Genomic DNA, 23,943 nt, shown 5'->3' with positions numbered 1-23,943 from the left:
TTCCATCTTCTTTTAATTTATATGGCGTCATTTGCTCAAGAACGTCGTTTAAAAACACCTATTCAATCTGAAATAGGTGTTTTATATTTTTAATCAGGTCTCCTTATTTCTGTGAGGTCCACCCTATTTTTTGCTTTATTACAGATTATTATAAGGTATGTAAAAATACGATTTGAACCATATCATGTTAACATCAAAAGAACAGGTATTAATTAGAAGAATTATGTTAGGTCAATTAATAAATGAAAAAATGAAAATTCAACAAACACTAGAAGGAATTATGTAAAACCTACAGTTGTATTAATAAGTAATTTTAATTAATTCCATTTTGAAAAATTGGAGTATTGATTTTTTCTAACTTAAATTAAAATGATATGACATTTCAAAATTACTTTTCGACATCACAGGAATTTACAGGCGATATGATTTCTTATGAAGAACAACTGTTGCTAAATTATGAAGATTTAATGGATAGCAGTTTTACAAAAACACCAAAAGCACCCGTCCACTTCGACCTTGAGCTTGAAGAACTGGATGCTGATTTTGAGTCTGAATACGACGAAAATGATTGGGAAGAAGATGATTCGTATGAAGACAGTCATGCAGAACATGACAAGAATGAAGAAAAACCAGGGACATTTGAAATGATTGACTAAACAAGAAGAATAAAATTTCTCATTTTGTACTTTATTATTATTCTAAATTTTTGATTTTTAATGTTTTATAATTTCAATATGTTAAATATTTCTTTGCGTTAAAGCATTCAAACCAGCATTTAAAATTAATGATTGGAATATTTTAAAAGACCTAAATATTTAAAGTAATAACAACGCCATTTTAGATCAAATGCTTTTTTTTATAAATTTGCTTCCAAGCACTGAATTACTGTGTTTTTTAAGTAACAGCTGTAAATTTCTGCATGATAAAATAAATGACTATACAAGATTTAATTGGTACCTATTCTATTTCCGGAAGCAATCAGGATGAGAGTCATGAAATAACTTACAAAGGTATTTTGAGTTTGTCTTTAGATAAAAACAACCGGGTTATCGCTCACTGGATCATCAACAATACACAGGAACAAAATGGTCACGGCTTTTTTAAAGACAATATTCTGGTAATAAATTTTAACTACAAGGGTGAAAACAATACAACCTTCAAAGGAGTTGCAGTTTACCGCTGCATTACCAAAGATGTGCTGGATGGCTTTTGGTCTGAGAAACACGGTAACCCACTTTACCTGGGAACTGAACATTGTTTGCGAATGGAAAGCACAGAGAAACTTAACTAGATATTATTTTAAGAACGTGGCTTAGGCAAGTTTCTGTCGTACATAATTATTGTTCCCGCCACGGCTACATTTAAGCTTTTAACTGATTTAAATTTTACTAAATAATGGCACTTTTCCATTACTTTCCTGGATAAACCATGATCTTCTGCCCCTAATAAATAAACACAACGTCTTGGATGTTCAAAGGTTTCTAAATCTAAAGCTTTGTCATCCAATTCAACACCAACCAATCGGGCTCCTTTTGGTAAGTTTTCAAAAAAAGCTTCAAAAGTATCATAGTGAAAATAAGGAATTGCTTTTACCGCATCATGTGTGTCACTTGCTTGCTTGGCATATCGATTACCAATTGTGAATATAAAAGTAGCACCTAAATTTTGAGCGGATCGCCATAAAACACCCAAATTTTCAGGTGTTTTACCGTTTTGTATCCCTATCCCAAAATATTCATTTATAAAATTGTCATTCATAACGGCAAAAATACAAACTGTAAGTACATAAATCAATTTTTATTGAGATGAAATCATGAATAGTAGCGGTTCTAGATTCGTTTTTACTACAGTTAGTTTTTTAAATTAATATTTTACCAAAACCTAATTTAATCCAAATTAGAAGTTAAATACTTATGATTCATATTTTATAAAATCATAAATCATTATTTTTAATATCTTAAATATACTATTATGAAAAATTATATAATGCTTTTAATATCAATTTTCTTCTTGTCGTGTCAACAAAAAGAAAACAAGAAACCTTCTGTTGAAGTATCAGATTCAGTTGCCACGAACAAAAACATTGGCGAGAGCCAACAAAAAAAAGAAGAAAACAAACAAATTGGAGACACTATTCTGATGAATTATATGGATGAAAAAGGTCTTTTTATCGCTGAAGGTTCCCTCGATTCTTTACATTCAAAAGTATATATCAAAGTTAAAAATGAATATTCAGGCAAATTGAAAGCACAGATTATTCCGGCTACAGGCAAAGGAAACATCCGTTTTAACCAAATTATTTTTCCCGATCAAAGCTCAGACGGACCTTTTGGAATGGAGATTAATATTCCGCTTAAACAAAAAGGAAATCATATTTTAATAGTTGGACATTCGCTTATGGCTGACAATCCGTATTGGGGCAAATTCACCATACAACTCGAGAATAAAAAAGAATAATGTAGAGCGACGAATCGTGCTATTAAAACTTTTTAAGAAAATCAATTAAAAAACATCGCTATAAAAGTTAAATTTGTTAATTGCATATTTTAAATATTAAGCCTGAGAAAGCGAAAAACATCTGGAGCGGTAACTTCAATTTTACTTTATGTGAAGTATAGCGGGCTAAAATTTAGATTACGGAAATATGGATTATTGTGCAATTAACGACTTAAAATAATTAAAATGAAATTTAAAAAAATCTTATTAGGCCTGACTTTTATTCTTTTACCTATAGCCCTTTTGGCTCAATCCAAAATAACTGTTTCCATTCAAAATAACTCCAATTTAGACAGAAAAGCAGCCATAGTTTCTATACCCTGGAAAACTATTGTATCAAATTATCCTCAAATAGATACTGCCAATTTTGTGGTTATTAACCCAGCCACTAAAAAGCAAATCCCTTTTCAGCTAGAACATCGCGGACTTCAGGCAATTCAAAATTTGCTCGTACAAGTTGATGTGAAAGCCAAATCCTCATTCAATATTCTAATACAAAAAGGAAAACCTGAAGCTTTTGCTGCAAAAACCTATGCGCGTTATGTACCGGAACGAAAAGATGATTTTGCGTGGGAAAATGACAAAATTGCATTTCGTGCTTACGGAAAAGCTTTAGAAAACACAAAAGAAGATGCATTTGGATTTGATGTGTGGGTTAAAAGAACGGACAGGCTTATCCTTAATGAAAGATACAAACGAAATGAATACCATATTGATCATGGCGACGGGATGGATTATTACCACGTAGGTTTTTCATTAGGTGCGGGAAATATGGCGCCTTACGTAAAGGATTCAATTTATTACTCCGCCAATTACCGTCAATGGAAAGTCCTGGACAACGGGCCTTTACGCAGCACATTTCAACTAACTCACGACACCTGGAATGCCGGCGGAACAAATGTTAAAGTAACAAAAACTATTTCGCTTGATGCTGGTTCTCAACTTAACAAAATTGAGAATGTTTATTCTTTTGATGGCGAAAAACCATTACCAGTAGTGGTCGGAATAATAAAAAGACCTGAAACCGGAACTATTTCATTAAATGAACAGCAAGGTGTTATGGGGTATTGGGAACCTGTTCACGGTCAAGATGGTACGACTGGTGTGGGAGCCATATTAACCAGTCCGGTTAGCAATATGATGGTAACCAAAAAGCAAATTTTAGCTAAAACTGAAGTTAAAAACAATGTTCCCGTTATTTATTACACCGGAGCAGCCTGGGATAAAGCAGGTGTAATCACGAATGCAAAACAATGGCAGGACTATCTGAATAATTTTTATCAGCAGACAAACGAACCTTTAATTGTAACTGTAAAATAATGTCTTGATATTGTATCTACAGGAAAATACTAATTTAAAATAAAGCCGTCCCAAAACATATTTGAGACGGCTTTTAAATTTCACAACAAACAAAGAGTTCTACTTTTGATATTTATGTCAAATTACTCCGTAAATAACTTGTTCATCGTCATAAATAAATACATTCGTGTCAATAAAATTTCTTTTAAACAACATTGTTTATGTACATGCATTCGTGGATATTAATTAACTTACAATCAAAACTCTAACGTATACAAAACGTTATCTTAGTACAGAAATTCTAATAGTATCAAGCAAATTATTAGATAAAACTTAACTTCAAAAAACTTAAAATACCTATATTTACTTTTTTAGTGGAGAGCATTACGTCTTACGGATTTTCCAATTCTTATAGCGTTAGCCATTTAATTTAAGCAGTCAAGATGGAAAAAAATACTATATCAGCAGCAGTACCTTTGAATGATAATCCAATGCAAAACATTCAAATAAAAAAAGCTGATTTATTACCGGATCCGGAATCTCGTTTAGATTCTATAGAAATGAAAGAGAGACCTATCAGCGATGTGACTATTCCGTATAGAGACTTGACAAATGTCGTTACTAAAAAAGAAAGTATCGCACAAATCATTGCTAAACTGGATGTTGCTGCTAATATCCGTTATCAAAGAACAATTGAAGATACCTATTGCAATGTGTATTCTTATGATTATTGTCATTTCTCCAGAGTATATCTTCCAACGGTTTGGTGGACAGAAGAATCGCTGGAAAAATTAATACAAGGACAAGATGTAGAAGCCGTTTTTGAGCAAACGGTTGATCGTATTTACTCAAGTGCCATCCATGACTGGTTTTTAGAATGGGGAATTAATTTTGGCTGGGAAAGAATGTTTACCGTGGATGAAATTCAAAATAAAGTGAATGCCAATGGCGGAATCGGAATAATTTGTGCCAAAAGAAGAGAAAAAGGATTATCGGGACATATCGTTCCTGTGGTTCCTGAAACTGATTTTCATAAAGCATATCGTGAAAACGGCGTTGTTATATATCCATTGCAATCACAAGCGGGAAAATTAAATTATAATTACTTCGCGGAAATCAGAAAAGACTGGTGGAATGACGAATTATACTCGTCTCATGTGTTTTATTATCATGAATAAATAAAGCCAACTCACCTATTGCTCAAACACCTAAAAAAAATATTGATTTTCAACGCATTAACTACTTGGAAATCACATAATAAAAAACTAATTTTGCAACCTGTAAAAAACAGGGATAGCAGAATAATACTGTTAGGCTATTCATTTGCTTAAATTATTGATATAAAAGTAATTAATGACAATTATAGTTTTATAAGCCCCTTTATAAAATCATTCTTTTTATCATTCTTTCAGTCGATACAAGTGTAAATTTCTGAGACTAAAATTCTCATTTCTAAATTCTAAAATAAATAAACTTTTTTAATGGATACAAACAATTATACAGATCCGTTAAAGTTTTTTTGGCTCAAATCATAAACGATTTATCCCTTATTTCAGAATTAAAAAAAATGTTCTAAAAAAATTTAATCAATCATAAAAAAAGAAAATCAGTATAAATGAAAGACAATCAGACAAAAAAATATTATTGGGGAATAGGATTAGAAAACGAAACCTACATGCAATTTGAAGAATCCCTAATAGTTTCTGGTGAATTTATACAAGAAAAAATTGGTTTTGAAAAATATAGTCTTGACTACAGAAAATGCTACAAACCAGAAAGCCTGGCTCCTATTTTGAGGAAAGCATTTAATGTAAATGATACTTATAAAGTAAGCCGAATGATGAACAGTCATTCGCTGGAAAAACTGGATATCAATTACCAGCATAAAACATTATCCGCAGTAAAACCAGCTGTTGAAACTGCAGAAACAACTGTGAACGCAGAACCAATTGAAAATCCTGAATATCTTGGAAAGTCAATTATGGAGCTTTTCCTTGAAGATCAGCCTTACAACATTCAAAGTATGATTACCCAAAGAAATAAAACAATGGGATCTGTGCATTTTGATGGAGATTCTATCGAATTTGTAACCAAATATTTTGAAAACCGAACTATAGCTGATTCTTGCAAAGAATTGAAAGCTACCAAAAAATTATTTTTGGATAAAATCAACGAATCGTCTGTTTTAAAAGGCAAATTGAATTTTCCGGATTACAACAATGGCCTTAATATGTTTATGACCAATCAGGAAAATCTTGTTTTGTTTAATAATGGAACGTACCATTTTCATATTACTTTACCATCGTTAACTGAGGACAGCCGAATTGTAGATTATAATGATTTTGAAAAAACACATGCCAACGCGATCTACTTGCTGCAATGGTTTGAACCTTTTTTTATAGCAACTCTGGGAAGTCCGGACATTATGGGCGTGATTAGCGATAAATATAGTTTAGATAAAAATTTCACTTTAGGTTCAATGCGAAATGCGATGTCTCGTTACATTGGCGTAGGAACTTACAACAAGGCAATGCCAAAAGGGAAAATCCTAACTTATAACGTTGATGATTTTAGAAAATTGCTGAAATTTGAAAAGGAAGAAAATATTTGGTGGCGCGATCAGATTGAGGCTGACATGGAATACGAAATGCTTGCAGAATTGGGTCTTGATTTTAATCAGGAAAAAATGTACCAAAGCGGTTTTGAATTCAGAAGTTTTGATGAATTTCCGGCAGAATATTTAAACGATGTTCTTTTTTCGATAATTCTAATTTGTGAGCATTCTTTAAATCTTCCCGATGTACAATGGGGACATGATAGTAAAGTGTGGAATAATTTGGTTTTTAAAACCCTAAAAATGGGTTATTTAACTGAAATTGATGCGGAGGAAAAAAACGAAGTTTTGGCATTACTGCAATTGTTACATCCAGCAGATCCAACTTATAATATATTGAAAGCCGAGTTTGAAGAAATAACATTACTGGATGAATTTTTCTTTAAAATTCTTGCAGTTTTACATGACAAATACAAAGACAACAATGTTTGTCTGGATTCTATGTACGGGCAAAAAACAAGTTTTCCACCAAAATGGAATAATTTTAATAAATATCAAACAGAAAGACATTTACAACAAATTGGTTCTTTCTCTGATAACTAAAAATTGTTAAATGCTTTGGCAAAAAAAGCTGTACCATTAAATAAATGGTGCAGCTTTTTTTAATCCATTTTAATCTTGAAACCGGCAATTTTAAAATTAATCTTCTTCTTCCTCTTTTGCGTCGAAATTTATAGTGTTATAGGCAGCTTCAGTTAGTGTAACATCAGCTTCTTTTTCTTCTGCCAACGTTTTTTCAAGCAGCAATACTGCGTCATCCTCTCCTAAAGTTGTTGCAAAAGCGGCCAGTGTTCCGTAAGTTGCAATTTCATAGTGCTCAATCTTTTGCGATGCAGCAATAATACCGGCATCTCTTACTGGTCCAGATTCTGTTTCTTCTAAGATGCTTTCACCTTCCTTGATAAGTCCTTCCATAGCGTCGCATTTTTTGGCAACTGCTTTTTCACCCACAGATTTAAAAACTTCTTCAAGTCTTGCAACCTGTTTCTGAGTTACTGCAAGATGGTCATTTATCGCAGTAATCAAATTTTGAGAAGTTGCATTTTTAGCCATTTTGGGAAGTGCTTTTACTAACGCTTTTTCCGCCCAGTAAATGTCTTTTAATGAATCTACAAACAATTCTCTTAATCCTTCAGCAGCAGAAGGTTTCGCTTTTACAGTTCCGTTTGAACTAGTTTTGGATGCTGTTGTTTTAGCAGCAGTTTTGCTTTTTGTAGCAGCTGTCTTTTTTTCGGCAGTTTTCATAATGTTTTCTTTTAAGGTTATGGGCCAAAATTACAACGCGTTGCATTGTATAATTTTACAGCTTTTTGGCTGTTATTTACACTATTTAAACATTGACTTACAGTTTCTTAGCGTTAGATCTAAAACTGTTACGAACAACTAATTCTGTAATGATTGATAGAAAAGCTGTAAAATAAAAACATTGAAAGCTGCGTAATTTTAATCATTATTACTTTATCGTAATAATTAGATTTTAAAACTTAAAAACAATATATTATGGAAACATTATCATCTTCAACAGCAGGCATTTCAAAATCGATATTGAAAAAAAATGTATCGAATCTAGAAAGGATATTAATGGTCACCAGTGGTGCCTATCTCCTATATAATGCCTTGTCCAATAAAAACAAAAACATTAAAAAAGCGGGCGCTGGCGGTGCTATGCTTTTGAGAGGAATTTCAGGCTATTGCCCTGTTTATGATGTTGCAGATCATTTAAGAAATGATAAAGCATCAAACATCAATATTAGATTAAATACTGTTATTAACAGACCTGTTAGTGAAGTATTTGCTTTTTGGCACAATCTTGAAAATTTGCCAAAATTCATGAGCCATCTTCACAGCATCAAAACCATTGATTCTACAGTTTCAGAGTGGACAGCAAAAGGTCCGGCAGGAATTGGATCAATTAGCTGGAAAGCAAGAATTGTTAAAGACAGAACCAATAGACTTTTAAGTTGGAATTCTTTAGAAGGATCTTCAATAAGAAATGCCGGTAAAGTAATCTTTAAAGACAAAGGCAGTGCAACAGAACTTGAGATCACTATTTCTTATCATGCACCACTAGGAATTGCTGGCGAAAGTGCGGCAAAACTTTTAAATCCTTACTTTGAAAAAATGGTCCGAGATGATATTGCAAGCCTTAAAAATTATCTTGAATCTGCTGAATCATAAAATGTTTAGGAAATTAAAAATGTCGGTAGTAATTAATGCTACGGACATTTTTAATTTGGATTTAGGCGGCAATTAAAAAATCTAATCTGTTTAACTAGTTTTAAAATCATGGATAAACCGGACCCAACCTTTAAAAGTTCCAACATATCTTCTGGTGATAATGTATCGTTTTGGATTGATTCCAGCCCAATAATCTCTTATAATAAGCCTGATCAGGATATTGATACTGAAGTACTTATTATTGGAGGAGGTATTGCAGGCTTAACAACTGCCTATAAATTATTACAGGCTGGCAAAAAAGTAGTACTTGTTGAGGATGGTTTTATTGGAAGCGGAGAAAGTGGGCGTACTACAGCACATCTTACCTGTGCCCTTGACGATCGTTATTACTTCCTTGAAAATACTTTTGGTGAAAACGCTGCAAAATTAGCTGCAGAAAGTCATAGCGCCGCGATAGATGAAATTGAACAAATTATAAATACGCTAAATATCGATTGTTCTTTCAAAAGAGTAAATGGTTATTTATTTCTGCATTCAACCGACAAGGAGGAGAATCTCGACAAAGAATTCACGGCCACTCAAAAAGCTGGGCTTGCAACATCAATATTACAGGCAACTCCAGCAGTCGCAGATGGTGAAAATCAAAGATGTCTGGTATTTCATAATCAGGCACAATTTCATATAATGCATTATTTAAAAGGGCTTGCAGAAGCTATTATTGCACTTGGCGGAAACATTTATACAGAAGCCCATGCCGAAGAAATTACCAAAAAAGGCGCAAAAGTAAACGGTTTTAATTTTTCTGCAAATGATATAATAGTGGCTACCAACACACCTGTTAATGATACCTTAGCCATCCATACCAAACAACATGCGTATAGAACTTATGTTATTGCAGGTAAGATTCCGAAAGGACAACTACCCTATTCTCTTTGGTGGGACACTGGCGATCTGGACTCCAAATGGGTTTCTCAGCCGTATCATTATGTACGTCTAGAAGAATTTGATGAGCATTATGATCTGTTGATCTCAGGTGGTGAAGATCATAAAACTGGTCAGGCAGATGAGGAAAATATTTCTGCAATGGAACGCTATGACAGACTCGAAGCCTGGACAAGAAACTACTTTCCGATGCTCGACAATGACCTTTCATACAGATGGTCAGGGCAAGTAATGGAGCCTGTAGATTCTCTGGGTTTTATGGGCAAAAATCCCGGCGATGATAATATTTATATCATTACTGGCGATTCCGGCAATGGCATGACACACTCGACTATTGGCGCAATGATTATCTGCGATAGTATTTTGGGTATCAAAAATAAATGGGAGGATTTGTACAGTCCATCACGTATCACTCTGAAAACCACGGGAGATTATATCAAAGAAGCTGGCAACATGGCTTCACAATATCTGGACTGGATCAAAAAATCTGATTTAAAAAGCACTGCCGATTTACCTCCGGGAGAAGGAGGCGTTCTTTCTTCAGGAGTAAAAAAAATTGCGGTCTATCGTGATTATGATAATTCATTAAAAGCTTTTTCGGCAGTATGTCCACATTTAGGATGCATTGTACAATGGAATGCTGATGAAAAATCTTTTGACTGCCCTTGTCACGGCTCACGATTTGATACTAAAGGCACTGTAATTAATGGACCATCTCAAACCGATCTGCCAAAAATCCATATTAAATAGAAATATATGAAAGCTATTATACTTTTAGCGACCCTGAAAAATAAAGGACGCTCCAATACTGAAGCTCTGGTTGAATTTATTGCTCCCTATCTGAAGCAACAGAATATTGAGTATGAAATTATAAGATTAGCGAGTCAAAACATTGTTCCCGGTACCTACACACATATGAATGTTAAAGACGATTGGACGGAGATTTATAATAAAATTCTTGAAGCAAAAATTTTATTATTTGCGACACCAATTTGGTGGAACAACCATTCGTCCGAACTTCAAAGATGCATCGAACGCCTTGATGAAGTATATGATATTATTCTGGAAGGAAAAGATTCTCCGCTTGACGGTAAAATTGGAGGTATTATCATAACCGGCGATTCGGACGGTGTTGAACACATCACCGGAAATATTGCTAATTTCTTTTGCAGCATCGGAGTAACTGTGCCGCCTTATTCTTCACTTGGTGTTATATGGGAAGGGCATGCCAAGAACTCCAAAAAAACAAAGACACAATTGCAAAAATATTATCAACGGAACTACGCTAAAGATGCAACATCTTTGGCGGAATCGTTGAAGAAAGCTGCTAAATAGCAAAATAGTATTTAAAGCATAGCGACAATCAGCGAGTTATTTAACTCTATTTTTTAATTATTTTTGTATCAATTCAAATCTACCAGATGAAACGTTCCGGCACAGCAGATTTACCATTACATTATGGACACGTTCCGTTATGGCTTTCCGAACGAATGGCTAAGCTTGGTTTTGCAATTGTCGAAACGATTGCAATGGAATTTTCTACTTCTGAAGTAATAAGCAAACTTAGCAATCCCTTTTGGTTTCAAAGTTTCGGTGCTGTGATGGGAATGGACTGGCATTCTTCCGGAATTACAACATCTGTTCTTGGCGCTTTAAAAAAATCCGTCAACCCGCATTCCAAAGAATTAGGAATATACATCTGTGGAGGAAAAGGCAAACATTCTATGTTAACTCCAAAGGAACTTTTGTTTGTTGGTGAAAAAACAGGTCTCGACGGAAATAATCTCGCCAATTACAGCAGGCTTACTGCCAAAGTTGACAATACAGCCATTCAGGACGGTTTTCAATTGTATCAGCATAATTTTATTGTCGACAATAAAGGACAATGGGCGGTTATTCAACAAGGAATGAATCCCAACTCACAAACAGCAAGAAGATATCATTGGCATTCACAAGATTTAAAATCTTTTATAAATGAACCTCACACCTTTATTTATGGCGAAAACCAAGGAACTATCTTAAATCTTACTGCTCAGGCAGCCTTAAAATCCAGAGAAGGCATTTTAGAATTATCCCGGGAATCGCCAACAAAAATTATAAAAGAGATGCAATACCTTTCTATGCCCGCTCATCACGATGTTAGAATGGAGGATGTTAATATGAAAAGACTCGGTGCAATGCTCTGGACGACACATGAGAATAAGCCGGAAGATTTTGAGGATCTGCTGCTTTTAAAAGGCATGGGGCCAAGAGCTCTGCAATCATTGGCATTAGTAAGTGAAATAATTTACGGCACTCCTACCCGATTTGAAGATCCAGCACGTTTTTCATTTGCCCACGGCGGAAAAGACGGGCATCCGTTTCCTGTTCCGGTAAAAATATATGATGAGACAATTGATACTTTTCAAAGAGCTATTAATCGTGCTAAGATTGGCAATACTGATAAAATAAACGCGATTCAAAAACTATCTGAAATCTCAAGAAAAGCGGAAGAAAGTTTTACTCCCAATTCCAATTTTGATGCATTGCTTCAGAGGGAAAGAGATGACTCGCATAAATATGGGGGAAGAACTATTTTTGGAGCTGCAAAACCCCCTAAAAACAAACCTATAAATCCAAATAATCAGCTGGAGTTATTTTAGCTTTTCGAATTAAAAGTCTATGAACTGGCTGTTGCTGTACATTTTCAATTTAATAAATAAATAATATGCAAGAAGTATTTTTTAAAGATTGGAAAAGCATTGAGCATGTTGCCCTTTCAACAATCATCGCATTTATCACGTTATTTTTCTTCGTCAGGATTTCAGGAAAACGCACATTATCAAAACTCAATGCCTTTGATTTTGTTGTAACAGTGGCTTTGGGATCTACATTATCATATATGATGCTGGCCATGGTTCCTATTGTAGAAGGCACTATAGTGTTACTGTTAATTATTATTTTACAATACATTTTTGCCTGGACAGCCCGTTCGTCCAAAAAAATGGAAAGGCTTATAAATGCCGTTCCAACGCTTATATATTATGATGGAAAATTTATCGAGAAAGCTATGGCAAAAGAAGCTATAACAAAAGGCGAAATTTTTTCAACAATCCGAAATTCAGGAATCGATCAGATAGATGAAGTGAAAGCTATTGTGATGGAACTAAATGGACAAATAACAGTTGTCAGAAAATCAAACGGAAATGGCAGCAGTTCATTAGATGACATTGAACTTGCAGACAAGGCAGTGAAAGACGCATGACTTTTGAATAATAATTAGTCACTACTAAAATAATAAATAATGATTTTATTAAAGATTTATTAAACAGAATCCAGAGCCTCAAATAAACGATCAAATTCGGCTATGGTAAGCGAATCTGATAATTTGCTGCGGATCATAACTTTGCTATTTTCTAGAGATTCTTCAAAGATTTTTTTTTGGTCATCAGTTAGACTGTCTTGTAAAGCCTTAATTTTAAAGCTCAGAACTAAAATACTCAAATTTATTATTTTAACCTCTTCTAAATCCATAATTAAAGTTTTGATAATTAAACACATAGTTAAGGAATATTTCAGAAAAAGCCTAATGACTACCTAAATAAATATCCTTTTTATGGTTTGAAGAGATAGTATTTTAGTTTTGTTTGAAAAGTTTGTCACTATTTCTCTTTTCATCAACTAATAAAAGCTGCGATTCCATAAATTTTGCCGTTACAATAGTCCCTTGTTCGTCTTCCCATTGTGTTAGGACATTTTCAATTAATTCCGGCTCAAAGCCAATAACTTTCATCACCTGACCACCGAATTCCTGCTGTACATTTTGACCTTTCTTAAACATAGCTTGATCATTTAGAGTTAATAAATAGGGCTGATTTTATAAGAATAAAAGTAAGACAATGGTATGTTTTTTTTTTACAATATTATATTGCTTTATTATACTATTTACGCTTTTAAAAAATAGCACAGAATTGTTTTTTGAATCAAAATTTGAATTTTAAAAGCTATTCTAAAACTTAGCAATTTCCTGCAGTTTTACAATTGAAGTTCCCTGAGGCAGTTTCCAAGGTGCTTTAGCGAGTTTCATAGCCAAAACTTCTGTTGGTAGCGGTTTGTATTTATTTAATAATCCAATACCGTTAAAAAAGCCAAGTATTTTAACTATTGTTTTTTCTCCGCTTCTGTCCGTATCGGCACGCAGGAGCGGTCCGGGTCTAAAAATTATATATTGCCCAAAATCAAGTTCTGTAATTGCTGTTTCAAGTTCTCCTTTCATCCGTGAATAAAAAATCCTGCTCTTCGGAGAGGCATCAGAAGAAGAAACCAATACCATTGAATTTACCCTGTTCTTTCTTGCAATGAAAGAAAATGTTAGCGGAATTTCATAATCAATTTTCCATTGATTTTCCTGCGAACCTGCGTCTTTCAATGTTGTTCCCAAGCAGGAAAACAAAACATCTCCAGTGATCAGTTCCTTGTATTGCTCAATATTTGAAAAGTCAATTATATGTTCCGTCAATTTAGGATGCGATCTGCCTGTAGGCCTTCTCACAAAAATAGATACCGATGTATAATCATCATCCTGTATCAGTTCTTTTAATAAAAATTTCCCCGTAGAGCCTGTCGCTCCAATCAGCAATGCCTTCATAGTTTTAATTATTTAATATTAAATCCTTGATACTAATTCTATTTTATTTTTTAAAGTTATAAAAGTTTATCAAAGTGAATCGGTAAATCGTTTATGCGTTTGCCAGTAGCGTGAAAAATGGCATTCGCAATCGCCGGAGCCATTCCTACAACACCAATTTCTCCGACACCTTTTATACCAAGATCATTAACAAAATGATCTTCTTCCTCTACAAAAATCACATCCAAATCATGAATATCAGCGTGAACCGGAATATGATATTCGGCCAAATTGGTATTCATATATTTTCCAAATTGATGATCTACAATTGTTTCTTCATGCAGCGTTTTGCTGATTCCCCAAATCATTCCGCCTAAAATCTGGCTTTCAGCAGTTTTAGGATTAATGATTTTACCTGCAGCAACGGCTGTAAGGGCTCTTTTTACTTCAATTATTCCTAAATCCTGATCTACTTCAACTTCAACAAAAACTGCACTGTGCACCGCCCTTGCTTTTTTTCGGTAATGTAAAGGATTGGGCATGGATGTATTGGTTGTTTTTATTTCTTTTCCTTTATTAGCAGCAAAAATCGCTGCGAGGCTAATTTTAACCTCAGGATTATTCTTTAATAATAAAAACCCATTACTAAAAATTACATCTTCAAATACGGCCTCGTTTAAAACAGAATTCGGAAGATGTTTCGCAATTTTAAATATTTTTTTATTTAATGCCCTGCATGCAGTCTGAACAGCCGGACCCACAGTTGCAGAGGTAAAAGAACCACCTTGAATAGGGGCAAATGGCATTTTACAATCACCATATGAAAAGGTAATATCTTCTATTGGAAGACCTAATTCATCTGATGCAATTTGAGTCATAATAGTCGAAGTTCCTGTTCCAATGTCTGTAACGGCGCTTTTTATCTCCACTTTTCCATCATTTGTCATTATAGCCTGCACTCTGGCCAAAAGCCTGTTGGCATCCCAAATTCCCGTTGCCATTCCGTAACCGACTAATTTATTGCCATCTGTCATACTTCTTGGTTCAGGATTTCTTTTGTCCCACCCAAATTTTTCAGCACCTTGCAAGTAGCAGCTTCTTAATTCTTTGCTCGAATATTCTTTATCAGAACTTTTGTCTGTTTCAGAATAATTGATCAGTCTCAATTCGACCGGATCAATATTTAACTTATATGCCAATTCATCCATCGTAATTTCAATAGCATGCATACCAGTACTTCCGCCGGGAGCACGCATATCGAGCGGAGTATAAACATCTAAGGGAATCAGCTGGTGTTCCAGCAAAGTATTTTCTGCGGGATACAGCATGTTTGCCCAATTGACAACGATTTCAACATAATCTTCAAAACGAGAAGTCTCCCCTATTGCTTTATGATAAATAGCGTTGACCCTTCCTTTTTCATCAGCTCCAAATTTTGTAAACTGCAATGTTGGCGGTCTGTGTCCGAAAGTAAACATCTGTGCCCGATCTAAGGTTACCCGAACATTTCTTTTTAATTCAAGTGATGCCATAACCGCCATAAAAAGCTGATATTGCGGTCGAAGTCCTGACCCGAAAGCACCACCTACAAATGGTGCAATTACCTGAACATTTTTCATTTTTAAACCAAAAACATTTGCCACATACATTTGAGAATTAATTGTTCCCTGTGTTTTGTCGTAAATTTTCAGTTTGTTTTTTCCTTCGTAAATAACAGTCGTAGCAAACATTTCCATTGGATTGTGATGCTCTGTTCCGTGTTTAAATTTACCCGAAATTTGAACAAAAGAATTTTGATATGCTGCTTCAAAATTACCTGTTGGCTTAGGCGGTGGAGGTTTAAGCATAGAAGCAAGTCCTTTTTTGGGATCTCTTGCTTTATCTAAATTTGATTCAAGATCAGTTTCAAATTCTTCCTCTATATAAGCTACTTTAATTTTAATTGCGGCATATCGTGCCATCTCAAAAGTTTCAGCTACGACAAGTGCAATCGGCTGACCGTTATATTTTATTTCGTTATCTTTTAATGGTTTAAAAACTGTTCCGGGTGGTGCATCCATATCCGCATATTGAAAATCAAACCATGCTGTTGATGGTCTGTTTTCATGCGTAAAAACTTCTATTACTCCCTCTAAGGCTTTTGCATCTGTAGTATCAATAATCGCTATTTTACCTTTAGTAATTGTACTGTTTACCACATAACCGTATAACAAATCTGCGGCTTCATACTCGCCAGCATATTTGGCGCTTCCGGTAACTTTCAGATGACCTTCTAAACGGCTTATTGGTTTTCCTATTGAGGGTAATTTTGTCATTTTTTTAATTTTAAATTATCGGTAATTTACAATGACGGTTTTGCACCCGGTCGTTGAGATTCAGGATCTAATGCCATAATGCAATTACGTATAATTGCTCTTTTAGCCAATATTATTTTAAATGAATTGTGTTGATAACCCATCGCCCCTTTCAAAATAATATTTGCTGCTTCGGTAATAATTTCCTGAGTAGGCTCTTTACCTTTTAAGAAATCCTCCGCTTCCGGAACACGCCATGGTTTATGAGCAACTCCTCCCAAAGCTATTCTGACATCTTTAATAATGCCATTTTCAATATCAAAACCGGTAGCTACAGATACAAGTGCGAAAGAATACGAACTTCTGTCTCTGAGTTTTAGGTAAGAGTAGTTTTTTTCAAATCCCTTCTCCGGAAGATCAATACTCGTAATTACTTCGCCGTGTTTGAGATTATTATCAATATTGGGCGTATCTCCGGGAAGTCGGTGAAAGTCAGAGAAATCGACTACCCTTTCTCCATGTGATCCGCTAATATTTATTGTAGCATTTAAAGCCGACAAAGCCACACACATATCCGAAGGAAAAACAGCAATGCAGTTTTTGCTTTGTCCTAAAATAGCATGAATACGATTATAACCAGTAATTGCTGAGCAACCTGAACCTGGATCGCGTTTGTTGCACGGTGTATTAATATCGTAAAAATAATAACATCTTGTTCGCTGCATAAGATTACCGCCATTGGTTGCCATATTTCTAATTTGTGCCGAAGCGCCAGCCAATATTGCTTTTGATAATAATGGATAACGCCCTTCTATAATTGGATCGTAGGCAGTATCGGCATTGGTATGCAACGCCCCGATCCTCACTCCTCCATTGTCAAGACGAAGTATGGAATTATGTTCCTTTATCGCATTGATATCGACGAGTTTATCCGCTTTCGTAATGAAATATTTAAGAAGGTCGGTAATATTTGTACCTCCAGCCACAATTTTATTCCGAATATCAGCGTCTAACTGAGAAATTGCCTGATCAACATTTGATGCTTTTGTATAAGAAAAATTATTCATTGAACCCTCCTTCCTGCACCGCTATAATTGCATTAATAATACCTTTACTGGCGCCACATCTGCAAAGATTTCCGCTCATTAAATCCTGAACTTCTTCTCTGGTTTTTGCTTTTCCTTCCTGTAACATTCCTATGGCACTGCAAATCTGTCCTGGTGTGCAATAACCGCACTGAAAAGCATCATGTTCAATAAAAGCTTTCTGTAATGGATGTAGATTTTCTCCATCAGCAACTCCTTCAATTGTGGTAATTTCAGAACCATTTTTCATTACACCCAGCGTTAGGCAGCTTAAGATTCTTTTGCCGTCAACAATAACCGTACAGGCACCACATTGCCCGTGATCACATCCTTTTTTTGTGCCTGTCAGATTGATTTTTTCGCGCAGCACATCCAGTAAAGAAACCCAAGGCATGAGTTTTAAAGTATGGACTGTTCCGTTTACATTTAAAATTACGGAATGCATTTCTGATGTTTCCATAGGTTATTGTATTTTGAAATTAAAATGGATTTTTAAACCAGACTCGGAGTACATTATAAGTTCAAAATGTACTGATCTAATTCCGTTTAAAATTAACCAATTAGCAAAAAAATATCTTTATATCATTTTTGGCTTTAATTACAAAACTCCAAGTAGTCATAAAATGTAATTCACTGTTAATTATATAATTCCACTCACCAATTCTATAAAATAGCAAAGCAATAAACCCATAATTTTGAATTAAGAGCATTTGCTAAAAAGCTTACACTAATAACTATAAAATTATAAATCATGGAAAACTTAATTAATCAGGAGAATCTGGAAGATATCAGAGAATTTATTGAAAGTAAGATAGCAGATGTGCCAACTAATTATATATTGGTCGGAGCAATCGGTTCGCTACTTTTATCTGGCTATCTTAAAAAAATAGGAAAAAACCAAGCAAGTTCCGTAATTGGCAAATTGTCTATCCCAATAATTGCAATTGGACTTGCAAAGTATAAAGATGCCATAAAATCTGAATTTGAAGCACTAACGGAAACACAACCGGAGACTGAATTTCATTCATAAAAAGAAATCAAACGAAATTTGAAAATCTGTTTGTTTTAAACAATCTCCTTTTTTAGTAAATTTGGTAGTCCTTCCTAAGTTTTGTCTAATTCAAACAAAAATGTATGAAGATATCACCATCGAATTCTGTTTTGCTTGTAATGGATATACAAGTGAAGCTGCTGCCAAAAATTTACGAAAACGAAGAGGTAATGAAAGATACCCTCTGGGCTGTTGATTTGGCTAAAGTAATTGGCATTACAAGTATTTTAACCGAGCATTGCCCGGATAAAATAGGAACCACGCCTTCCGAATTAAGAGAAAAATTCGAAGAAAAAGACATTGTATCAAAGGTTTACTTTTCCGCAGTCAGTGAGGGCAATCTTCTCAAGATGATGCCAAAAGAAAAAAAGCAGATTATTGTGACGGGTACGGAAGCGCACATTTGCGTACAGCAGACCGTTTTGGATCTTTTACAATCAGGCTTTCAGGTTTTTATTCTTGAATCAGCTGTGGGAAGCCGACATCCAAAAGACAAAAAAATTGCGATAAAAAGAATGCGCCAAAATGGAGCTGAAATAATTACACGCGATATGCTCGCATTTGAATGGCTTGAAAAAGCAGAAACGCACCTCTTTAAAGAGGTGCTTAATAAATTCATTAAGTGATTATATAACTTATCTTATACTATTTATAGGAAAGTGTCAAATCTCTCAAAATGACAAGTATAGCCATCTGGTTTCTTGACAAGATAATCCTGATGATATTCTTCAGCTGGCCAAAATTTGGTAAAAGGTTCAAGTGTGGTGACAATTTTACCATGCCATTTTCCTGATTCATCAACAATATTAATCACTTCATCAGCAATTTTTTCCTCCTGCTCGTCCTGGATAAATATTGCAGATCTGTAACTAGATCCTCTGTCATTGCCTTGCCTATCAATAGTGGTTGGATCATGCATTCTGAAAAAATAATCTAACAATTCCTTATAAGAGGTTTCATTGCTGTCGTAGGTAATTTCAATTCCTTCGGCATGACCCGGATGATTTTCGTATGTGGGATTATCATTGATTCCGCCAATGTAGCCAACCTCGGTATCTTTTACACCTGGACGAACACGAAACAAATCTTCCATTCCCCAAAAACATCCTCCGGCTATATAGGCTTTCTTTAAATTTTCCATTCTTGTATAATTTTTAAATTTCGGGTATTTACCTTTAATCAATTCGTAATCCTTAATTAGTATCAAAGATAATGGATTATTATGAGTTATTATAGACAGGCAACCACAACTAAAACATTTTATAGTTATAGGATATTTTATGTAACTTTAGCGTAAGCATCTACAAATCAACAAGATTTTCTTTTAAAATAAGATTAATTAATGAAATTTAAAATTTTAAAAATTAGATTGACACTGTTTTTTCCAATTTAATTACAGTTCGGTACAAATTAGCGATATATCAAAAATAAAATAAATCAATTTAATCACAAAATACTGTTATTCAGCGATTTAAAAACGAGGCAGGTTTTTTGAGAATAAGATAACATACGAATTAAATATTTTTAATTATGCAAAACGACATCTATCAAATTAAAAGATTACTCACTACTAAGAACAAGACATTTTCATATTATAGTCTGGCTGAGATGGAGAATCAGGGATTTAATATTAAAAAAATGCCATTCTCTATTAGAATACTGTTAGAGAATGTGTTACGCAACTACGATGATTTTGCTATTACTAAAGAAAATATTGAAACGCTGCTGAATTGGAAACCTGAAGCTTCTGACAAGGATATTCCGTTTAAGCCTGCTCGCGTTTTGATGCAGGATTTTACCGGAGTTCCCGCCGTAGTAGATATTGCATCACTAAGAGCTGAAGCCGCTAAAAAAGGAAAAAATCCAGATATGATTAACCCACTTATTCCTGTAGATTTAGTTATTGATCATTCGGTTCAGGTAGATTATTTCGGAACAGAATATTCTTATCTGCACAATATGGAGGAAGAATATAAACGCAATACAGAACGATACGAATTTTTAAAATGGGCTCAACAATCTTTCAGCAACTTTAGTGTCGTTCCTCCTGGGATGGGAATCTGTCATCAGGTTAATTTAGAGTATTTGTCAAAAGGTGTGATTGAACGAAATGGAGAAATTTTCCCTGATACACTGGTTGGGACTGACAGTCACACCCCAATGGTAAATGGAATCGGTGTAATTGCGTGGGGTGTTGGTGGTATTGAGGCTGAGGCCGCTATTTTGGGTCAACCCATTTATTTTATCATGCCTGAAGTTATTGGTCTTAAACTTTCCGGTGAAATTCCGCTTGGATCTACAGCCACAGATATGGTGCTTACAATAGCAGAACTCCTTAGAAAATATGGTGTTGTAGGGAAATTTGTTGAAGTATTTGGTCCGGGACTCGATAGCTTAAGTGTTCCTGATCGCGCCACCATCGGCAATATGTCGCCTGAGTTTGGCTGTACGGTTACCTACTTCCCTATTGATGATAAAACCTTAGAATATATGCGCCTCAGCAATCGTTCTGAAGATCAAATAGATCTGGTTGAACAATACTGTAAAGCTAATTTGCTCTGGCGTACTGGCGATGAAGCCATTACTTATACTGATGTTTTGGAGCTTGATCTTTCGACTATAGAACCCACTATTGCAGGACCGAAAAGACCGCAGGATAAAATACTTCTTAAAAATCTCCAGCCTTCCCTTATCGATTTGCTTGACAAAACCTTTGGCAGAAAAAATGTAGCTCCAAAACAAACAGCACGCTGGTCAGGCGAAGGAGGTTCACAACCGATTCAGGGAGAAGCCGTAATTCCCGATAATGCAAAAATTGAAGAAAAGATTGAAAATGGTATAAAAACCGTTGCGGTAACCTTAGGCAATGAGCAATTTATGCTCTCAGATGGTGCAGTTGCCATAGCAGCCATTACATCCTGTACCAATACCTCTAATCCTTTTGTAATGATTGGCGCCGGACTCGTAGCCAAAAAAGCAAGAGAACGTGGCCTTAATGTAAAGCCATGGGTTAAAACTTCGCTGGCACCCGGCTCAAAAGTAGTAACTGATTATCTTGAAAAAGCAGATTTGCTCGGCGATCTTGAATCTCTGAAATTTCACGTTGTAGGTTACGGCTGTACCTCATGTATAGGAAATTCGGGGCCACTTCCTGTCCATATTGCCAAGGCTGTCGAAGATCATGATCTTGTTCTCGCTTCTGTTTTATCCGGTAACAGAAATTTTGAAGCAAGAATTCATCCACAGATTAAAATGAATTTTTTAATGTCGCCCATGCTCGTAGTTGTTTTTGCGCTTGCAGGGCGTGTAGATATTGATTTAATTAATGAACCTGTCAGTTACGATTCTAATCAGCTGCCTGTTTATTTAAAAGATATCTGGCCTACAAATGATGAAATTAATGCAGTCTTAAGTGCCGTTTTATCTCCCAAACAATTTGCTAAAAGCTATGAAACTATTTTTGACGGAAATGAAACATGGCAAAAATTAAAAATACCAGAACAAAAAATATATGCTTGGGATGATAACTCCACTTATATTAAAGAAGCACCATTTTTTCAGGATCTTCCGGAACATCCAAAACCATTACAGGATATTGAAAATGCCAGAACCTTATTAATGCTGGGCGACAGTATTACGACAGACCATATTTCTCCCGCTGGTTCCTTTAATGAGAATTCGGCGGCCGGTAAATATTTAATAAGTCGTGGTGTAGCAAAAGCCGATTTTAACTCTTATGGATCACGTCGCGGTCATGATGAAGTCATGATAAGAGGCACTTTTGCCAATGTTCGTATTAAAAATGCCTTGGCAGATAAAGAAGGAGGTTATACCAAATATCTTCCTACGGGAGAAGAAATGAGTGTCTATGATGCTTCGGTACAATATAAAGCATCTAATACTCCTCTAGTCATTCTTGCCGGAAAAGAATATGGAAGTGGTTCATCAAGGGATTGGGCTGCAAAAGGAACTTTTCTTTTGGGTGTAAAAGCTGTATTGGCAGAAAGTTACGAACGAATTCACAGAAGCAACTTAGTGGGTATGGGAGTTTTACCGCTACAATATAAAAACGGCGATAATGCTTTAAGTCTTGGACTTACAGGAAAAGAAACTTTTACCATCTCCGGAATTGCACAAGATATTAAACCTTTGAAAGAGCTATTAGTATCAGCAGTAAAAGAGAATGGCGAAAAGTTAGATTTCTATGTTATTGCCAGACTGGATTCTCAAATAGAAATTGAATATTATAGAAATGATGGAATACTTCAATATGTGTTGAGACAATTTCTTCAGAAAGCTTAAGAAATATTTCCCATTTCGATATAGCAGAATTTATTTACCAATTTTATTTCGATCAAGAATCTTATTGTAATTCCTGATCGAAATAAAAACTGCTATTTTGCAGGGGTTGATGACTCTGTACTTTTAGTCTTAGCTGGCACGTCATCTGATTCATTTCCATTTCCTTCATTACTTCTCGTTGTACCCTTTATTCCTGAATTCATGGATGTGCTGTCACCAGCTTTTATAGCATCTGAATCTGTTTTCATAGTATTACCCGAAGTCGATTTACAAGAAATAGATAGTCCTAATAAAAAAATTAGCACTATCAGTTTTGAATTAAATATCTTTTTCATGATTTCTTTATTTAATGTTTATTCAAATATAACTTCAATATTAAAACGTTCTGTTTCAATATTTTAACTTAAAATTACATAATTAAAACAACCAGAATTTAATACTTATTTTTCATCGCTCAAATATTCTAAAGATACGCGATGACACAACTGGTAATGATATAAACTAAAGGCGATAAGCTGTAATTTTATAAAAATCAGGATTTCTAATTTTGACTAATTGCAGATAAAAAAAGAAATACAAAACCTTTTAAAATTGCATTTTTGAAATAACCGTAAAAGTCATATTATTATGAGTTTCAACATTATACTTCAAATTTTAACAGCTTCTATCGCAGCCACTTCTGTGATGACTTTATTCAGTTATGCTATCTCAGCAAGTGCCAGAGAACTTTATAAAGAGCCGGTATTACTTACTTATATTTTAACAGCACTCCGTTTAAAAATATCAAAAAACCTAAAAACTATTTATGGCTGGCTTTTACACTACCTAATCGGACTATGTTTTGTAATTGGTTATCACTTTTTATGGTGGAATGAGTTTTTGGAAATTTCATGGGCAGCCAGCATTTTATTGGGTGTTTTAAGTGGAATAATTGGAATTATAAGCTGGATTATTTTATTCGAAATCATTCCGCAAAAGCCTAATATTGACTATAAAGGGTATTATACGCAACTTTTTGTGGCACACATAATCTTCGGTGTAACTGCATTTCTAATTTACAAATTGTTTCTATAAAT

The 23,943-nt window shown here is 34.7% G+C and carries 25 protein-coding genes; 15 read left to right on the top strand and 10 right to left on the bottom strand.

What is annotated here, in order from left to right:
- Positions 1-374 precede the first annotated feature (374 nt).
- Together J2X17_RS05010 and J2X17_RS05005 are read left to right on the top strand one after the other, a co-directional pair.
- Positions 375-656, top strand: coding sequence for a hypothetical protein (locus tag J2X17_RS05010; RefSeq protein WP_310295260.1), 282 nt, complete (start codon positions 375-377; stop codon positions 654-656).
- Between the two features lie 275 nt (positions 657-931).
- A complete protein-coding gene (locus J2X17_RS05005; protein WP_310295259.1) occupies positions 932-1,291 on the top strand; it encodes a hypothetical protein in 360 nt (119 codons plus the stop codon).
- An 8-nt stretch (positions 1,292-1,299) separates the two neighbouring features.
- Here the strand turns inward: J2X17_RS05005 and J2X17_RS05000 are convergent, their stop codons facing one another.
- A complete protein-coding gene (locus J2X17_RS05000; RefSeq protein WP_310295424.1) occupies positions 1,300-1,758 on the bottom strand; it encodes an RNA methyltransferase in 459 nt (152 codons plus the stop codon).
- 213 nt (positions 1,759-1,971) lie between these two features.
- Between J2X17_RS05000 and J2X17_RS04995 the strand changes: the two genes are divergently transcribed.
- The 4 genes from J2X17_RS04995 (at position 1,972) to J2X17_RS04980 (ending at position 6,952) form a co-directional block, all read left to right on the top strand.
- Positions 1,972-2,457, top strand: coding sequence for a hypothetical protein (locus J2X17_RS04995; RefSeq protein WP_310295258.1), 486 nt, complete (start codon positions 1,972-1,974; stop codon positions 2,455-2,457).
- Between the two features lie 225 nt (positions 2,458-2,682).
- Positions 2,683-3,816: a DUF4861 family protein gene (locus J2X17_RS04990; RefSeq protein WP_310295256.1), complete on the top strand. Its 1,134-nt coding sequence runs from the start codon at positions 2,683-2,685 to the stop codon at positions 3,814-3,816.
- 422 nt (positions 3,817-4,238) lie between these two features.
- Positions 4,239-4,973, top strand: a complete 735-nt coding sequence (locus J2X17_RS04985; RefSeq protein ID WP_310295255.1) for a hypothetical protein — start codon at positions 4,239-4,241, stop codon at positions 4,971-4,973.
- Positions 4,974-5,410: 437 nt separating this feature from the next.
- On the top strand, positions 5,411-6,952 hold the full coding sequence (locus J2X17_RS04980) for a hypothetical protein (RefSeq protein ID WP_310295254.1): 1,542 nt from the start codon (positions 5,411-5,413) through the stop codon (positions 6,950-6,952).
- 96 nt (positions 6,953-7,048) lie between these two features.
- Here the strand turns inward: J2X17_RS04980 and J2X17_RS04975 are convergent, their stop codons facing one another.
- Positions 7,049-7,654, bottom strand: coding sequence for a YciE/YciF ferroxidase family protein (locus J2X17_RS04975; protein WP_310295252.1), 606 nt, complete (start codon positions 7,652-7,654; stop codon positions 7,049-7,051).
- A 255-nt stretch (positions 7,655-7,909) separates the two neighbouring features.
- Here J2X17_RS04975 and J2X17_RS04970 point away from each other — a divergent pair, with 255 nt between their 5' ends.
- The 5 genes from J2X17_RS04970 to J2X17_RS04950 all read left to right on the top strand — a co-directional run bounded on the left by J2X17_RS04970 (position 7,910) and on the right by J2X17_RS04950 (position 12,773).
- Positions 7,910-8,587 (top strand): SRPBCC family protein, encoded by a 678-nt coding sequence (locus J2X17_RS04970; protein ID WP_310295251.1) that lies wholly within the window; start codon positions 7,910-7,912, stop codon positions 8,585-8,587.
- A 108-nt stretch (positions 8,588-8,695) separates the two neighbouring features.
- Positions 8,696-10,279 carry an FAD-dependent oxidoreductase gene (locus J2X17_RS04965; RefSeq protein WP_310295250.1) on the top strand — a complete coding sequence of 528 codons (1,584 nt, stop codon included), beginning with the start codon at positions 8,696-8,698 and terminating at the stop codon, positions 10,277-10,279.
- A gap of 6 nt (positions 10,280-10,285) precedes the next feature.
- A complete protein-coding gene (locus J2X17_RS04960; protein WP_310295249.1) occupies positions 10,286-10,864 on the top strand; it encodes a flavodoxin family protein in 579 nt (192 codons plus the stop codon).
- Between the two features lie 86 nt (positions 10,865-10,950).
- Positions 10,951-12,171 carry a DUF763 domain-containing protein gene (locus tag J2X17_RS04955; protein ID WP_310295247.1) on the top strand — a complete coding sequence of 407 codons (1,221 nt, stop codon included), beginning with the start codon at positions 10,951-10,953 and terminating at the stop codon, positions 12,169-12,171.
- Positions 12,172-12,236: 65 nt separating this feature from the next.
- Positions 12,237-12,773, top strand: a complete 537-nt coding sequence (locus J2X17_RS04950) for a DUF421 domain-containing protein (RefSeq protein ID WP_310295245.1) — start codon at positions 12,237-12,239, stop codon at positions 12,771-12,773.
- Positions 12,774-12,832: 59 nt separating this feature from the next.
- Here J2X17_RS04950 and J2X17_RS04945 read toward each other — a convergent pair whose 3' ends face one another.
- The 6 genes from J2X17_RS04945 to J2X17_RS04920 all read right to left on the bottom strand — a co-directional run bounded on the left by J2X17_RS04945 (position 12,833) and on the right by J2X17_RS04920 (position 17,974).
- A complete protein-coding gene (locus J2X17_RS04945; protein WP_310295243.1) occupies positions 12,833-13,042 on the bottom strand; it encodes a hypothetical protein in 210 nt (69 codons plus the stop codon).
- 103 nt (positions 13,043-13,145) lie between these two features.
- The gene (locus tag J2X17_RS04940; RefSeq protein WP_310295241.1) at positions 13,146-13,349 is read right to left on the bottom strand and encodes a hypothetical protein; all 204 of its coding nucleotides are present in this window, start codon (positions 13,347-13,349) and stop codon (positions 13,146-13,148) included.
- A gap of 168 nt (positions 13,350-13,517) precedes the next feature.
- Complete coding sequence (locus J2X17_RS04935) at positions 13,518-14,156, bottom strand: NAD(P)H-binding protein (protein ID WP_310295239.1); 639 nt, start codon at positions 14,154-14,156, stop codon at positions 13,518-13,520.
- Positions 14,157-14,212: 56 nt separating this feature from the next.
- Positions 14,213-16,450, bottom strand: coding sequence for a xanthine dehydrogenase family protein molybdopterin-binding subunit (locus J2X17_RS04930; protein ID WP_310295237.1), 2,238 nt, complete (start codon positions 16,448-16,450; stop codon positions 14,213-14,215).
- A gap of 26 nt (positions 16,451-16,476) precedes the next feature.
- The gene (locus J2X17_RS04925) at positions 16,477-17,496 is read right to left on the bottom strand and encodes an FAD binding domain-containing protein (RefSeq protein ID WP_310295236.1); all 1,020 of its coding nucleotides are present in this window, start codon (positions 17,494-17,496) and stop codon (positions 16,477-16,479) included.
- Positions 17,489-17,974, bottom strand: coding sequence for a (2Fe-2S)-binding protein (locus J2X17_RS04920; RefSeq protein WP_310295234.1), 486 nt, complete (start codon positions 17,972-17,974; stop codon positions 17,489-17,491). Before J2X17_RS04920 ends, J2X17_RS04925 begins: the two co-directional genes overlap by 8 nt.
- Before the next feature lie 291 nt (positions 17,975-18,265).
- Here J2X17_RS04920 and J2X17_RS04915 point away from each other — a divergent pair, with 291 nt between their 5' ends.
- Positions 18,266-18,544, top strand: coding sequence for a hypothetical protein (locus tag J2X17_RS04915; RefSeq protein ID WP_310295232.1), 279 nt, complete (start codon positions 18,266-18,268; stop codon positions 18,542-18,544).
- 104 nt (positions 18,545-18,648) lie between these two features.
- Entirely contained in the window at positions 18,649-19,191 is a 543-nt protein-coding gene (locus tag J2X17_RS04910) for an isochorismatase family protein (RefSeq protein WP_310295230.1), read from the top strand.
- Positions 19,192-19,214: 23 nt separating this feature from the next.
- Here the strand turns inward: J2X17_RS04910 and msrA are convergent, their stop codons facing one another.
- Positions 19,215-19,706, bottom strand: a complete 492-nt coding sequence (gene msrA, locus J2X17_RS04905) for a peptide-methionine (S)-S-oxide reductase MsrA (RefSeq protein WP_310295229.1) — start codon at positions 19,704-19,706, stop codon at positions 19,215-19,217.
- Between the two features lie 389 nt (positions 19,707-20,095).
- Here msrA and acnA point away from each other — a divergent pair, with 389 nt between their 5' ends.
- On the top strand, positions 20,096-22,867 hold the full coding sequence (acnA, locus tag J2X17_RS04900; RefSeq protein ID WP_310295227.1) for an aconitate hydratase AcnA: 2,772 nt from the start codon (positions 20,096-20,098) through the stop codon (positions 22,865-22,867).
- A gap of 92 nt (positions 22,868-22,959) precedes the next feature.
- Here the strand turns inward: acnA and J2X17_RS04895 are convergent, their stop codons facing one another.
- Positions 22,960-23,115: a hypothetical protein gene (locus J2X17_RS04895; RefSeq protein WP_310295225.1), complete on the bottom strand. Its 156-nt coding sequence runs from the start codon at positions 23,113-23,115 to the stop codon at positions 22,960-22,962.
- A 379-nt stretch (positions 23,116-23,494) separates the two neighbouring features.
- Here J2X17_RS04895 and J2X17_RS04890 point away from each other — a divergent pair, with 379 nt between their 5' ends.
- Positions 23,495-23,941 (top strand): hypothetical protein, encoded by a 447-nt coding sequence (locus J2X17_RS04890; RefSeq protein WP_310295224.1) that lies wholly within the window; start codon positions 23,495-23,497, stop codon positions 23,939-23,941.
- The last annotated feature ends 2 nt before the right edge of the window (positions 23,942-23,943 follow it).

Source organism: Flavobacterium aquidurense (assembly GCF_031458035.1).
Classification (GTDB): domain Bacteria; phylum Bacteroidota; class Bacteroidia; order Flavobacteriales; family Flavobacteriaceae; genus Flavobacterium; species Flavobacterium aquidurense_C.
This window is presented reverse-complemented; position numbering and strand designations above follow the sequence as displayed.

Excerpts from the sequence above, each read along its gene's own strand:
- J2X17_RS05010 (WP_310295260.1), top strand. The coding sequence starts at position 375 with ATGACATTTCAAAATTACTTTTCGACATCACAGGAATTTACAGGCGAT.
- J2X17_RS05005 (WP_310295259.1), top strand. The coding sequence starts at position 932 with ATGACTATACAAGATTTAATTGGTACCTATTCTATTTCCGGAAGCAAT.
- J2X17_RS05000 (WP_310295424.1), bottom strand. The coding sequence starts at position 1,758 with ATGAATGACAATTTTATAAATGAATATTTTGGGATAGGGATACAAAAC.
- J2X17_RS04995 (WP_310295258.1), top strand. The coding sequence starts at position 1,972 with ATGAAAAATTATATAATGCTTTTAATATCAATTTTCTTCTTGTCGTGT.
- J2X17_RS04990 (WP_310295256.1), top strand. The coding sequence starts at position 2,683 with ATGAAATTTAAAAAAATCTTATTAGGCCTGACTTTTATTCTTTTACCT.
- J2X17_RS04985 (WP_310295255.1), top strand. The coding sequence starts at position 4,239 with ATGGAAAAAAATACTATATCAGCAGCAGTACCTTTGAATGATAATCCA.
- J2X17_RS04980 (WP_310295254.1), top strand. The coding sequence starts at position 5,411 with ATGAAAGACAATCAGACAAAAAAATATTATTGGGGAATAGGATTAGAA.
- J2X17_RS04975 (WP_310295252.1), bottom strand. The coding sequence starts at position 7,654 with ATGAAAACTGCCGAAAAAAAGACAGCTGCTACAAAAAGCAAAACTGCT.
- J2X17_RS04970 (WP_310295251.1), top strand. The coding sequence starts at position 7,910 with ATGGAAACATTATCATCTTCAACAGCAGGCATTTCAAAATCGATATTG.
- J2X17_RS04965 (WP_310295250.1), top strand. The coding sequence starts at position 8,696 with ATGGATAAACCGGACCCAACCTTTAAAAGTTCCAACATATCTTCTGGT.
- J2X17_RS04960 (WP_310295249.1), top strand. The coding sequence starts at position 10,286 with ATGAAAGCTATTATACTTTTAGCGACCCTGAAAAATAAAGGACGCTCC.
- J2X17_RS04955 (WP_310295247.1), top strand. The coding sequence starts at position 10,951 with ATGAAACGTTCCGGCACAGCAGATTTACCATTACATTATGGACACGTT.
- J2X17_RS04950 (WP_310295245.1), top strand. The coding sequence starts at position 12,237 with ATGCAAGAAGTATTTTTTAAAGATTGGAAAAGCATTGAGCATGTTGCC.
- J2X17_RS04945 (WP_310295243.1), bottom strand. The coding sequence starts at position 13,042 with ATGGATTTAGAAGAGGTTAAAATAATAAATTTGAGTATTTTAGTTCTG.
- J2X17_RS04940 (WP_310295241.1), bottom strand. The coding sequence starts at position 13,349 with ATGTTTAAGAAAGGTCAAAATGTACAGCAGGAATTCGGTGGTCAGGTG.
- J2X17_RS04935 (WP_310295239.1), bottom strand. The coding sequence starts at position 14,156 with ATGAAGGCATTGCTGATTGGAGCGACAGGCTCTACGGGGAAATTTTTA.
- J2X17_RS04930 (WP_310295237.1), bottom strand. The coding sequence starts at position 16,450 with ATGACAAAATTACCCTCAATAGGAAAACCAATAAGCCGTTTAGAAGGT.
- J2X17_RS04925 (WP_310295236.1), bottom strand. The coding sequence starts at position 17,496 with ATGAATAATTTTTCTTATACAAAAGCATCAAATGTTGATCAGGCAATT.
- J2X17_RS04920 (WP_310295234.1), bottom strand. The coding sequence starts at position 17,974 with ATGGAAACATCAGAAATGCATTCCGTAATTTTAAATGTAAACGGAACA.
- J2X17_RS04915 (WP_310295232.1), top strand. The coding sequence starts at position 18,266 with ATGGAAAACTTAATTAATCAGGAGAATCTGGAAGATATCAGAGAATTT.
- J2X17_RS04910 (WP_310295230.1), top strand. The coding sequence starts at position 18,649 with ATGAAGATATCACCATCGAATTCTGTTTTGCTTGTAATGGATATACAA.
- msrA (WP_310295229.1), bottom strand. The coding sequence starts at position 19,706 with ATGGAAAATTTAAAGAAAGCCTATATAGCCGGAGGATGTTTTTGGGGA.
- acnA (WP_310295227.1), top strand. The coding sequence starts at position 20,096 with ATGCAAAACGACATCTATCAAATTAAAAGATTACTCACTACTAAGAAC.
- J2X17_RS04895 (WP_310295225.1), bottom strand. The coding sequence starts at position 23,115 with ATGAAAACAGATTCAGATGCTATAAAAGCTGGTGACAGCACATCCATG.
- J2X17_RS04890 (WP_310295224.1), top strand. The coding sequence starts at position 23,495 with ATGAGTTTCAACATTATACTTCAAATTTTAACAGCTTCTATCGCAGCC.